The following is an 11,285-nucleotide window of genomic DNA, read 5'->3' as shown; positions in this document are numbered from 1 at the left end:
CAATGGTGGTCCGATTATCTGGATATGAGTCGCGATGGATATGTTGCGCCGTATATTTACGCCCGGCAACATAAAGTTGCCTGACTTTTCTGGTAATAATGATGGGTTATCTTCCGCTGTTTTACTTTGACGTACCGGGCAGATAACCCTTCACGCACATATGTGGAGCCATAGTATGAGCGGGACTGATTATTTAAATCAACAGGCTGAAATGGAAAATCGTTTTACAGAAAAAAACGGAGAGACTGAGTCTCAGAAACAACCCTGCCATTCACTTTCCGGACCACTGGCGCAATGCAATCCGGATGCTGAAATAAGCAAAGAAGATCAGGAGTGGGTTAATACTCCTCCGGTCGGAAAAGAAATTCTGTAAATGATTAAGGGACGCCACTGCGGCGTCCCTTAGATATGAAAAGGAGGTCACGCCTCTCCACACCTTTTCCATTACTGCGTAATGATGGATAAATACGGGTTATCTTCCGGTACGTTGCCACCAAATATTTTCTCCGGCTTATCCAGGAGATAGCCTTTTACCTGACGAGTTTTACGTGGCCCTTTTACCTCACAGTTAAAAATATTAATCCCGTCGTCGCCTCGCATGTGCAGACCGAGCCGCTGAAAGCTCAGCTGTACTTTTTTCCACTCCATCCCGGTTTCACCCGTGACCGACTGAACATATAGCTGAAAAATCCCCGGCGATACCAGAAATACTTTTCCCTGAACCATATGTACGCGGGCCATCACGTCATTCGTCACAATTTTTCGTGCCTGCACCACCAGGCATAGCCAGTCATAAAAATGTTGCCCGGAGAGTCCTGGTGTTATTTTGCTGTCTGCCTGCGATGCTACCGGACGGGACGGTGGAGCCGATGGATAATCGGGACTATCAATATCACCGGATAATGCCGCAGTCGCTTTTTCCGGTACAGCAGCAGGCAAAACAGATCGGTTATCTTCACTGGGTATTTCCGGCTGGAAAGTATGGGTTGCTGGTGTGGTAGTTTCCTGTGGGGCAAACAGCGAAAAAGCCAGATCGGTTAATTCGTTTTCTGGTGCAGGTGATGACGGTACAGATTGCTCACTGCCCACATTAAGCGTCTCTGTCGGATTATTCGTCACAGGCACCACGCTTCCTGTAAACGGTGCAGGGCGTTCTCCTGTGGTGACCCAGAACCGTGATGGTGATAATTTCAGCAATGTTAACGGGCACCCCGGCGTCCAGCCACTGTCGGCTTTAATATCGCACGTCCAGACCGCTTTCCCTTCCTGTGTGGGGATAATCAAACCATGGGACTGCATCTCATCGAATAACCGCACATTGCTGTCCGGTACGCTGGTCACTCCCTGTTGTAGCAACCAGGCACGAACTCTGTCAGCGGTGGTTTTGCTGATGAGCCACAGAGCCTCTTCTGTCAGCCAGCCATCAGAACCGGAATGAGGATTGTTCAGTTTATATTGTATCTGTACCAGTTCTTTCAGCGCCGTCAGCGTCTGTTTTGCCAGCGATGGCTGTGGACGCTCCAGCGCAGTGCTCGCGTTCGCTCCCATAAACTGAGCTACCGATGCGCGATCCGCCTCCTGCACCAGTTCGCCCATGATACCCGCCTGGTCATAATGCCCGTTGATACAGTATATAAATGACGCATACAGTCCCGGATACTGTGCCAGCCAGTTCAGTGCAGTAACAGGCAGTACATGTGTTGCCAGTAATCCCCCGGCCACAGGGTGCAACTGATGGTCACGCTTTTTGAGATACTTCAGCCGGTACGCTCTGCGAAGCGGCCCCTCCCACGGATGCCAGATCTGGTCATCATCCATAGTCACTGCGATATCTGTCGCTGTTTTCCCCACATCATGCAGTAATGCCGCGTAAATAACCCCAGCCGTCCACGCCTCCGCTTCCCGCGCCTGGTCTTCCGGAGCAGCACCTGTCGGAAGCAGGTGGCGTTGCCGCAATTTGGCCGCAAAGGCCATCACTTCCAGTGTGTGATCCAGCAGTCCGCCTGGATGAGAATGGTGATGGTATTCCGAAGCGGGTAGCTGTTGTACCAGTTCCGCAAATCGCCTGACCGGGATCTGATACAACTCTGTGAATAACACACCGGAGAGCGAGGTTCGCTGCCAGATAATTCGCATCAGTTGCTGACGCAACGGGGTTGCCAGCAGAGTTTCTGCGGTCTGCGGGGTAAACCAGCCGGGACGGGATTCCGGAGGCATGGATGACTCCCCCTGCAACTGCGGGACGGTTTTTCCCCCGGTGAGCCATTTCAGTTTTGCATGAATGCCTGTTTTCATGAATCCAGCCTTTCATTTATTCATTCTGCACCAGAACCGATAGCACTCCAGCAGGAATGCTGTGATGGTTTTACCCTGCTCTGTCGCCGCAATCTTGATTTCGCGATGTAACAATAGTTCGATACGGATCTGGATAGGTTTTGTCTTGCCAGTGTGATGATCGGTGGTCGCCACTTCCAGTGGGCGGGGCGTTACGGGGGATAATTTCAGAGGTTTCTTTGCCATAGGAGATCCAGAGTCTGAAATCATGAAATGCGTTTTTCCCGATTTCGTGATTTCAGTTTGTTAGTTCAGGGATGACTACTGACGCGAACGCTAATTTCGCTGATGACATTTCTGGCGCGAAGATTAAGCGTTTTCCAGGATGTTTCAGTAATGGAATATCCGGCATCCAGCGCAATACTGTAGCCAGGTTTGAACATGATGAACGACGTGGCGCAGGCAAACTGCCAGGCAGAAATCGTCTGAATGGCACTGCGCCCCTCAGCCTGGCTCGGTGCCTTACCCACAACGTAGAACAGGCGGTTGTGAGGAATGCCTTTATGCACCAGTTCACGCCCCAGCAACAGTGAGGGTTCCAGGTCATCGAGTGAGGTTCCGGTGGCAATCACCACCAGATTTGACTGGCGGGCAATATCAAGAGATGAAATATCGACAAACGGACGGGTATCAACAATAAGGCACGGGTAATTACTGGCAGCTTTGAGTGCCACATCATGACGGCGATAGACGCCCGTTTCGACAACAGGAAAAATCCCGGTATTGTCGCGGCGCTCTGCCCATTTCGCGCTGGTCTGCTGCGAGCTATCCAGGTCCGCAAGGTGTGTTTTTTTGCAGGCACGGGCAAATTCGACCGCTGTCGCACGGGCAAGCGTGGAGCGCCCCACGCCGCCTTTCTGGCTGATAAAGCTGATAATCATGTAGCCTCCTGAATTCACGAAAAACGCACAAAATGAATGCAGGAAGAATGCTGCCTGAAAATATAGCCAGCATCGGTAAGGAATTAAAAACCGGATTTGCATATTTTTATGAAGAAATGAAATGCGTAATGCAGATATTCATGAAAACAGGATGTGTTGTCCGTTAAGGAGGCCTTTTCCCGGCCTTTTCAGGGTAAGCCTGTTACCTCTTGATCTCCTTTCCCCTTGCCTTTTATCCCTTTCCTGCGCGGCATAAAATCATGAATATTTATTTTCATGAAAAACGAATAAAACAACGACCTCCGGCAAGAAACATATTTAGCTAATTAATGTATTACAAAAAAACATGCTTAGCGAATAAACAATAGCCACAGGACACAGGGATTGAGTTACCTGAAAAAGATATATTGCCTGTTTTTTGTACCAGTGGTAATGTGAGTTTACTTTTTATTCAGTACAGGATGTGCAGAATGAAACAACAAAATGCTGGTTATCGTCTCGGACTTAAAACCCGTCAGTTTCTGCGCTGGCTCAACGTGCAGGAAACCCGACTGCAACAGCGTGGCGTACCGTACTGGATAACAAAACTTCCTCTGTATCTTTGCATTGCCACTGCGGTGGGATTACTGATTGCTGGCGCATTATTTGCAGCGTTATTTCTGGCGCTGATGATTTTTATGGCCTGGTGTCTGGTAACAGCAACAAAGGGAGGGATAGATATACCTTATGATGATGACGAGCCTGTCGATGGATATAATGCAACAGGACCCGAAGGTCCTGGATATTACTATAGCGGCAGAAAAATCGATGACTGAGATGTTATTTCCCAATTTTCTTTGTAATTACATCCCCCATCCTTCCACCTGATTTATTCGCATCCGCAGTCCCATTTACAGTTGCACGTTCAATCACGCCGCCAAGCTGAATACCCGCCCATCCCAGCGCCCCCATCCAGAAGGCAGGCAACACGATAAACATCGTTCCCATCACAAACTGCATAATCAAATCATCCTGGGTATTCTGTATCCCGGCCAGATTCCACGAACTGTGGGTATCGCCATCATACAGCAACGCCAGCATCCACCCGTCCAGCCAGCGCGCCAGCTCCCACCAGAAGGTCAGGAACATCAGCCCGAACTGCGCAAACGTCAGTGTCAGTACCGTTCTGACGCTGTAGGCCGAGAACACCGTCACCAGCGGAATACAAATCACCAGTACCATCAGCAGAATGGCCTGCACCATTGGCAGTGCCTGGCGCAGTGAATCAAATGCCGGAAATGCCGCCAGTGACGCCAGCGAATGACCGAAAGTTGCCCCCGTCCTGGCAAGGGCATTGGTGAGTGTCGGGTCAACGTTACCGCCGTAGCCCCGATATACCAGCCCGTCCTGTGATACCGTCATATTGCGCGGACTAATCAGCGCCCGCAGCACCGCCTCTTCATAGTTTTCCTTGCTGTAAGCCAGTTTCTTAAATGACTGCCAGACATCCGGTTTAACCTGCGCCAGCAGCCGGGGTTTCAGTCCCACATCGGCATCCGACCACCACTGTTTACAGGTCGGATAGCCACCGTTGCCGGTATTCACCAGCCCTGCATCCCGGTTATTGTCATACGGCCAGGCGCTTCGCGGTGAACGCGCATGGTCAGTATCGTAGTACCCCGCCTGCGTCATAAACCGCGAAGAACCCGGCCAGGCCACATCCTGGCTTTCACTGTAGGTCAGTTCGCCGCCGCGTTGTTTCAGTCGTGACAACGACGGGGAGTAGCATTCCATCACAAAATCCCGCAGTTCCTGTGCCAGCACCGGGTTGCTGATGCGGGAGTGCTGCACATCAAACCTGAGCTGCCGCAGGTCTGGTTTACACGGCAGCGTGGCGGTAGCAGCACTGACCAGCCCTTTAGATACCGCATGCACCAGATACCACCACACCGGCACCGCCGCCGTCTGACCGGAAATATCACTCACCAGCGGCGCATAACCGGACTGGTCCGGCGCGACAGGCATGGAGAAATTGCACTGTTTTGACCGGTCAGTGTTGTATTTCATCTGCGTGAGGTCGATATTCAGCAACGGAACGCAGGTGAACATAATGACAATAAGCGCTACATACACCGTATTCTCCATCCACGCGAGAGTTAATCCTCCGGCATCCCCCTCGTCAGCACCCTGCTCCCGTGCTTTCAGCCACAGGGATATCAGTTTCATCAGCAGTGGCAAAGCAAACAATCCTGTCGCTGTGATGGTGTCCCATATCCCGTTACTGATAAGCCAGCCCAGCAGAGTGAGCGCATATTCCAGATAGCTGTGTGTCGTCATGCGCCAGCCCTCTGTTGCATCATATTGCTGGCTTCACTGACCACCAGCAAAACCAGCATCCAGCCTGCAATACGAACCAGCCGTGGCCGGTACTGCGCAGGCAGGCGACGGTACAGGGAAAAACTGAAGATAACCCCGGTGATATACAGGCCCAGCCGCCAGACCAGCAATCCATAACGCACCTGATACAGCGTATGTTGCAGAGATATCGCCGGGGAGGCGAAACGTAGCGTCAGCCCGGTGATAATGACAATCCCGGTCAGTACGCAGACCGCCATCAGCACCGGTTTTAAACGAGACAATATGGCAGACATGGCTACTCCTCCCCGGAGGATTTGCTGAGGTCGCTGACCCGTTTACTGCCGTCATCTTCCACACTTACGGCTTCACCGCGAGTGACATCCCGCAGCGTTTTGCGCGTCAGTACCGAGGTACTGGCGTTATCCGCCAGCATCCGCCGCATCTCCAGTTCCAGCCGGAGCTGGTTCAGTTCCTGGTCGAGCTGTACCGTGGTCTGGTTCAGTTGCGTCTGGGCCTCTTTTTCTGCCGCAATATTCGGTTCCCGCGCCCCGGCCAGCAGCGTGCGCCTTGCCATCAGCGCCTGCTCCATCACGCGGGCCAGTGCCATCTCACCGGACAGGCGCTGTACCAGCACTGCCACATCGGGTTCATCACGCAACGCCTCCACCACGCCACGGGTCAGTTGCAGACTCCCGCCTGACGCTTTGCTCAGATTCTCATACGTGGGTTTTATGCTGCCGTTAACCAGTTCCGTCAGCACCTCAGCAATTTTTTCCTGCTCTTCGGCAATCAGCGGTGACAGCCCCACGCCCGCCTGCGCACCGGTTTTTTCTTCGCTGTTGCCGGAAACATCGTTATCCGGCGCAACATTGATGGTCTGTTCACCAACGACTCTGGTCATCCAGGAGGCCGCCTCTTCCGGTTTGCTCCAGACCTGGCAGAGTTCCCCCTGGCACTGCGACGCCGAAATGCTGCCGGTATCGGTCACGCTGCGCTGGTTCAGAATGTTATATCCGGCCTTTGTGGTGTCACCGACCAGCTTTATTGGCGGCTGTCCACTGCCGCCGCGTTTCTGTCCTCCTACCCAGGTTTTCCCCTTACTGGCCGCTTCCTTCTCCACCTTCTTCTCTGCCCGTACCGCATCAGTTTCACTGGCGGCGACAGCCTGGTAATTTTCCGCTTTGGCACTCTGAGTCCAGGCCGAACCGTAGGCAAAATCGGTCATCTTCTCCGCCATCTTCTGGCAGGTCAGTTGCGATTTATCAAAATCAACACGCCCCTGTAACACACCGTTGGTCAGCAGGTCATAAAGTTGCGGATTAGCACGCTGGATTATCATCGCCGGGAGACTGGCAACCGCAGACGTGGCGGACTGAATGACATTGCCCATTAAATCCTGGAAGCCTTCTGTCACGCCGTTGAGCTGGTTGCGCACTGTGGTACTGATATCGAAATTGCCGCACATCAGGTCGGCATTCCAGCCCGCCCGTACATTCAGTAACTGCGTATTGCGCCTCGTCAGCGCAGGTGTAATCACGGAACCGCCGCCAATCTGATAGTACAGCGCATCGGCAACCGCTCCCTGCTGGTCCACACTGTAGTTGTTATCGGCTGCCATCGCTGTATGGCCGAAAAGGCTGACCAGCACAGCCGCCAGGGCCGGTTTTAACTGTGATTTCATAGTGATTTAGCCTCCGGTACTGCCGAGAAGGGTCTGCCCACGGCGCTGACAGCAGGAATACGGACGCCAGAGCGCCCAGGCGTAGCTGCCATCGCTGGAAAGCCTGTCCGCGTATGTGTCAGTGATGGAACGATCGGGAAAGATGGCACAGCTCATGCTCATCGACGGAGTCAGCATCTGCCAGGCATGGTTGCCGGGGATGCCCTCCTGTACCGGTGACGGAGGCCAGTAACCTGGACGGGGAGAAGAAATGAGCGGCAGATAGACATGAATCTGCCCGGTGCGGGTGACAATATCGGCAGTGCGTTGAGCCACGACGGCACCGGCCTTATAGTCATGCGTCTGCCCCAGCGCACCGGCGCGGGGATACACGTTGCCCCACAGGTCGCCGGCCTGCCCGACTTCACGCAAGCCCGGCGTTAACGCCTCCGGATAAAGCATTTCCGGGACACCGCTGCGCCATGCCAGCGAGTCCAGTACACTGAGAAAATAGGGCTGGAACGGCACCACATTACTGCTGCAACTGTAACCATATGCACTCAGAAACTTAAAAAATGCCGCATCCGCAGGATGACCAATGGCCGCAGCATCCTTGTAGCGGATTTTGGTTTTGCTGTTGGTGATACGGGGATTGGTGTCGCCACCGCCAAGCGTGCCGGAGGCCCCTGCATCGGTGAGCGCCATTTCACGCCACGAATTATCGCCGGGGTGGCTGTAGGAGGAAACGACCAGTTCCGGGATATTGTGTTTTACCTTCACGGAGGTTCTGACCGTGCACCCGAACGGCGTACACAACAACCAGTAGCAGATACCAACGACACGATACTGCAGGCAGTCCGACGACAGTGAGGAGGCGATAATCTGCGGCGTGGTGATAGCGATGGCAGGCAGCGTCACTGCCAATAACGACGGGATAAATGCGCGCAGTGATTTCATGGCCGCTGCCCCCGCCATGCTTCCAGCTTCTGCCGTGCCAGAGCAACATCGGTGGTGCCATAAACCACCAGCTTATCATCGAACACCACCGCCGGAACCTTCGCGATATTCAGCATCCGCGCATCCAGCAGCGCCTGATACGCACGGCTCAGGTGCGCTTCCTGCGCCTGCCAGTCTGGTTGCTGCATTCGCTGTTTTGCCTGTTGTTCTGCAACGACCGGGTTATCCGACAATACTGGAAACAGTGGCTGTTCCAGCGAATGGATGTTTTCCAGAATCTGCACCAGCACACCGGATTGCGGCTCTGCGACAGGATATTGCGGCGTGGTGTAAACCACCGTCTGAGCCATCGCGGTGGAAGTCATCAGTACGGTAGTTAACATAAAAGAAAGATGTGTCCGTAAGCGCATTTTTTCCCCTTTAATCATGAGATGGTCAGGGAGATTTAATGCGGAAGCGATACCAGTAACAGCAGACAAATCAATTCCGGAAATGAAGGAAAATTCACAAACAGGTCAACCCGGAAGGGCGGTACACTACAGCATTGTGTTACATGAACGATTTACGGTGAGGAGAGTGAATGATGTATTTAAGTTCGCTGGCACACAGCGTTTTAATGATAGCGGCTGCGCATGATATTCAGCCAGGACAACAACTGCCCGTGCAGGCATTTGACCTGTTTCTGACGCAAGATGGCGCGGGCGATGCGTTGCTGGAATTGTATTTTGAAGAACTCCTGGAAGAAGTTCCGCAGGAAGTGGATATTCTTTCGCAAAAGGGATTTGACTATATCTGCGAGTATAAAGCCGCCCCGTAGCCTGACCAGAGCGGCCTCTGCAGAGGTTAAATCAGCGCCATAAATTCGTTCATTGCAGACGGACTGAGCCAGTGATGAAGATACCGCTTATCATCTGAGGCGAGGTCATCGTGCAACACCGGGCCGTTGGCCTTAATCGTCAGTCGCAGCAGTCTGGCGGCATAGTCAATGGCAAAAAACGTGTCCGTTTTCATTTCCCGGATAAAAATATCGGGGTCGGTACTGCCAAAACGCAGGAAAACGCGTTTTTCCAGATCGCCAAACGCCATTGAGTTTGCTGACACCTGAAAAATCCCTGTTTCGGTTGTCTCCGGACTGTGATCTGGATTGTCCGAATCTGCTCCGGCCTGCCATGACCAGCTACTTTCATAACCCGCCAGAACCCGCAGTATTTCCATCATTCCGGCTTTTCGCTGAGATAATGTTGTCCACGGACCGAGAACTGGAGAGTATTTAGCATAAATATCGATGTTGTCATTTGGCGTAAACACATCATCGTCAGCAAACTTCGCCCACATCACTAACTCATCCAGAAATGCAACTGGAGGGGCTCCACGGTTGTAAATCATCGCTGTTGTGAACTGATACGACATGACAAACATTCCACAAAGGGAAGATGAACTAATCATAGCAACGGCAGAGTAAGCCGCCATCCGTTACCATGGCACTTGCCCTTTTTTACATGGCCGACACCAAAGTAACCAGCCACAACGACATACCGTTTATAATGAATTATACTAACCCATCAACCATAGTCAGTGCAGTATGCTGAAGTTAAAACGATAAATAAAATATTTCTTTTATTTTCAGAGGGCAACTGTATGTCTTTTCGAGGGAAAAGTACCCTGAGTACGCTTACCCGTCATGGCGATTTACACCAAGGGGAAAGCGGGTAAACCGGAAGGGTTATTTCTCTCATCAGACTGGCCAGAGAGGCTACGCAACCGTTTTATTTCACTCCCCGGAAATGAGATACGAAGGTAATAGAAAAAAATATCTTATATACTCGCATCGCATTTAATAATTTTATAAAAATGTTTATTTTTCCATCAACTAACACTTTCTCATATTTATCATCAAGATAAATAATGCCATATTGTCCATCGATATTCCGACATACTGACCTGGAGTTAAAATCCAGGCTACGTCAATTTATCTCTCCATCTGATCAACCAGATTCAACTCACTTACTTCCTGTATGCACTCATTATGCACGTACGGATTTTTCAAATTATTCCTCTCAACAACAGACAGTAACAGTTCAGGCTCCCTCCGGAACAAAAACACCTCACTTAACGCAATTTTCCAAACCAGAAGAATACGTAAACCGCTCTGTTAATATAGAGCGGAGATCCTTAGTATTAGCAATTACAAGCCAGAAAAAACATTCGTTAACTTATCTCGCTTTCCAGATAATTTGCCCATTATCACAACATTCCCTTTGTCGAAGCACTGTCCATTCATAAAATCCGTAAGGGTACCTTTTAGTTATTTCAATAAAATAAATGTCTGGAATATTAAATTTAAGCATTGCATCAGGGTGTATGGCATAGTTTTTAGCACCAACAGATTCAACTCCAGGATAAACAATTGCATCCGGTTGTTTTCTTCCTCCTCTGAGGACATCAGCGAGCGTTGTCGTATGCAAATAGTTATTCTCTCTAGCCCGTCCATCAGCAAGTATTTCCGCCAGAAAGCTATCAATAAGAAATATGCTGGTCTTTTGCTCCTCAGTAAATGGTTCCAGCGTTTTCTGGACCCGTGTAAAGTATTCACTATTCCACTTATGAGCCCTGACAATACTGCCGACAAAACCACAGTGCAATTTATGCTCAGATCGTAGCTTAAATGCAGCCACCTGAACCTTATCCCCCGGTATGGCACCAATCTCTGCAAGACAGCCATGGTTGCTGACAGATGCATATAGTACAGACTCACCTTCATTATTAAGTCGCCCCGTCTGAGCAAACTGGGCTGGCGGATAAATAATATCCTGAATATAGTCAAATCCTTCAGGATGAGCTTCATCAGCTTTTCTTGCTCGCCATAACGTTGTCTCTGTTACATCGTGAAAGCCCACCGGGAGCTGAGCTAATAAAAACATGTAACCTTCGGCAATAAAGCGCTGATCGCCTGATTCTCTTATTCTTCTGCAAATATCTGCTATTTCTTCTGGAGAAACGATATTCATCGACATAACTTAAACAATCCTCAATATAACCCCACAAAATGTGTTGCGGGATTATACATAGTTATCTTCGTGAGTACGTGTAACGGACTGATTAAAATATGAAACAGA

Annotated in this window: 13 protein-coding genes; 3 read left to right on the top strand and 10 right to left on the bottom strand. The window is 50.9% G+C overall.

Annotation, left to right across the window (positions count from 1 at the left end; genetic code table 11):
* The first annotated feature begins 175 nt into the window (after nucleotides 1-175).
* Nucleotides 176-373 (top strand): hypothetical protein, encoded by a 198-nt coding sequence (locus FDX19_RS19895; protein WP_137384065.1) that lies wholly within the window; start codon nucleotides 176-178, stop codon nucleotides 371-373.
* A gap of 71 nt (nucleotides 374-444) precedes the next feature.
* Here the strand turns inward: FDX19_RS19895 and mobH are convergent, their stop codons facing one another.
* The 3 genes from mobH to FDX19_RS19880 form a co-directional block, all read right to left on the bottom strand.
* Nucleotides 445-2,295 (bottom strand): MobH family relaxase, encoded by a 1,851-nt coding sequence (gene mobH, locus FDX19_RS19890; protein ID WP_137384064.1) that lies wholly within the window; start codon nucleotides 2,293-2,295, stop codon nucleotides 445-447.
* 12 nt (nucleotides 2,296-2,307) lie between these two features.
* Nucleotides 2,308-2,520, bottom strand: coding sequence for a hypothetical protein (locus FDX19_RS19885; RefSeq protein WP_137384063.1), 213 nt, complete (start codon nucleotides 2,518-2,520; stop codon nucleotides 2,308-2,310).
* A 65-nt stretch (nucleotides 2,521-2,585) separates the two neighbouring features.
* Nucleotides 2,586-3,215 (bottom strand): ParA family protein, encoded by a 630-nt coding sequence (locus tag FDX19_RS19880; protein ID WP_170974412.1) that lies wholly within the window; start codon nucleotides 3,213-3,215, stop codon nucleotides 2,586-2,588.
* 470 nt (nucleotides 3,216-3,685) lie between these two features.
* Between FDX19_RS19880 and FDX19_RS19875 the strand changes: the two genes are divergently transcribed.
* Nucleotides 3,686-4,030 (top strand): DUF3742 family protein, encoded by a 345-nt coding sequence (locus FDX19_RS19875; protein WP_170974411.1) that lies wholly within the window; start codon nucleotides 3,686-3,688, stop codon nucleotides 4,028-4,030.
* A gap of 4 nt (nucleotides 4,031-4,034) precedes the next feature.
* Here the strand turns inward: FDX19_RS19875 and FDX19_RS19870 are convergent, their stop codons facing one another.
* From FDX19_RS19870 to FDX19_RS19850, 5 genes are all read right to left on the bottom strand, one after another.
* Nucleotides 4,035-5,531 carry a conjugal transfer protein TraG N-terminal domain-containing protein gene (locus FDX19_RS19870; protein ID WP_137384060.1) on the bottom strand — a complete coding sequence of 499 codons (1,497 nt, stop codon included), beginning with the start codon at nucleotides 5,529-5,531 and terminating at the stop codon, nucleotides 4,035-4,037.
* Complete coding sequence (locus FDX19_RS19865; RefSeq protein WP_137384059.1) at nucleotides 5,528-5,845, bottom strand: hypothetical protein; 318 nt, start codon at nucleotides 5,843-5,845, stop codon at nucleotides 5,528-5,530. Before FDX19_RS19865 ends, FDX19_RS19870 begins: the two co-directional genes overlap by 4 nt.
* Nucleotides 5,846-5,847: 2 nt before the next feature.
* A complete protein-coding gene (locus tag FDX19_RS19860; RefSeq protein ID WP_137384069.1) occupies nucleotides 5,848-7,170 on the bottom strand; it encodes an integrating conjugative element protein in 1,323 nt (440 codons plus the stop codon).
* A 69-nt stretch (nucleotides 7,171-7,239) separates the two neighbouring features.
* Nucleotides 7,240-8,169, bottom strand: coding sequence for a TIGR03756 family integrating conjugative element protein (locus tag FDX19_RS19855; protein WP_137384058.1), 930 nt, complete (start codon nucleotides 8,167-8,169; stop codon nucleotides 7,240-7,242).
* Nucleotides 8,166-8,579: a TIGR03757 family integrating conjugative element protein gene (locus FDX19_RS19850; RefSeq protein ID WP_170974410.1), complete on the bottom strand. Its 414-nt coding sequence runs from the start codon at nucleotides 8,577-8,579 to the stop codon at nucleotides 8,166-8,168. The genes FDX19_RS19855 and FDX19_RS19850 overlap by 4 nt, the downstream gene beginning before the upstream one ends.
* Nucleotides 8,580-8,749: 170 nt before the next feature.
* Here FDX19_RS19850 and FDX19_RS19845 point away from each other — a divergent pair, with 170 nt between their 5' ends.
* Nucleotides 8,750-8,986, top strand: coding sequence for a hypothetical protein (locus FDX19_RS19845; protein ID WP_137384056.1), 237 nt, complete (start codon nucleotides 8,750-8,752; stop codon nucleotides 8,984-8,986).
* 26 nt (nucleotides 8,987-9,012) lie between these two features.
* Here FDX19_RS19845 and FDX19_RS19840 read toward each other — a convergent pair whose 3' ends face one another.
* Together FDX19_RS19840 and FDX19_RS19835 are read right to left on the bottom strand one after the other, a co-directional pair.
* Complete coding sequence (locus FDX19_RS19840; protein ID WP_137384055.1) at nucleotides 9,013-9,579, bottom strand: hypothetical protein; 567 nt, start codon at nucleotides 9,577-9,579, stop codon at nucleotides 9,013-9,015.
* An 803-nt stretch (nucleotides 9,580-10,382) separates the two neighbouring features.
* The gene (locus FDX19_RS19835) at nucleotides 10,383-11,183 is read right to left on the bottom strand and encodes an RES domain-containing protein (RefSeq protein ID WP_137384054.1); all 801 of its coding nucleotides are present in this window, start codon (nucleotides 11,181-11,183) and stop codon (nucleotides 10,383-10,385) included.
* Between the last annotated feature and the right edge of the window lie 102 nt (nucleotides 11,184-11,285).

The sequence above is a fragment of the Citrobacter sp. wls619 genome, assembly GCF_005281345.1.
Taxonomy (GTDB): domain Bacteria; phylum Pseudomonadota; class Gammaproteobacteria; order Enterobacterales; family Enterobacteriaceae; genus Citrobacter.
Note: the sequence above shows the minus strand (reverse complement) of the source record. Positions and strands in the feature narration are given on the sequence as shown.

Bases quoted from the DNA above. Each gene is read 5' to 3' on its own strand.
- FDX19_RS19895 (WP_137384065.1), top strand. From the start codon at position 176: ATGAGCGGGACTGATTATTTAAATCAACAGGCTGAAATGGAAAATCGT.
- mobH (WP_137384064.1), bottom strand. From the start codon at position 2,295: ATGAAAACAGGCATTCATGCAAAACTGAAATGGCTCACCGGGGGAAAA.
- FDX19_RS19885 (WP_137384063.1), bottom strand. From the start codon at position 2,520: ATGGCAAAGAAACCTCTGAAATTATCCCCCGTAACGCCCCGCCCACTG.
- FDX19_RS19880 (WP_170974412.1), bottom strand. From the start codon at position 3,215: ATGATTATCAGCTTTATCAGCCAGAAAGGCGGCGTGGGGCGCTCCACG.
- FDX19_RS19875 (WP_170974411.1), top strand. From the start codon at position 3,686: ATGAAACAACAAAATGCTGGTTATCGTCTCGGACTTAAAACCCGTCAG.
- FDX19_RS19870 (WP_137384060.1), bottom strand. From the start codon at position 5,531: ATGACGACACACAGCTATCTGGAATATGCGCTCACTCTGCTGGGCTGG.
- FDX19_RS19865 (WP_137384059.1), bottom strand. From the start codon at position 5,845: ATGTCTGCCATATTGTCTCGTTTAAAACCGGTGCTGATGGCGGTCTGC.
- FDX19_RS19860 (WP_137384069.1), bottom strand. From the start codon at position 7,170: ATGGCAGCCGATAACAACTACAGTGTGGACCAGCAGGGAGCGGTTGCC.
- FDX19_RS19855 (WP_137384058.1), bottom strand. From the start codon at position 8,169: ATGAAATCACTGCGCGCATTTATCCCGTCGTTATTGGCAGTGACGCTG.
- FDX19_RS19850 (WP_170974410.1), bottom strand. From the start codon at position 8,579: ATGCGCTTACGGACACATCTTTCTTTTATGTTAACTACCGTACTGATG.
- FDX19_RS19845 (WP_137384056.1), top strand. From the start codon at position 8,750: ATGATGTATTTAAGTTCGCTGGCACACAGCGTTTTAATGATAGCGGCT.
- FDX19_RS19840 (WP_137384055.1), bottom strand. From the start codon at position 9,579: ATGTCGTATCAGTTCACAACAGCGATGATTTACAACCGTGGAGCCCCT.
- FDX19_RS19835 (WP_137384054.1), bottom strand. From the start codon at position 11,183: ATGTCGATGAATATCGTTTCTCCAGAAGAAATAGCAGATATTTGCAGA.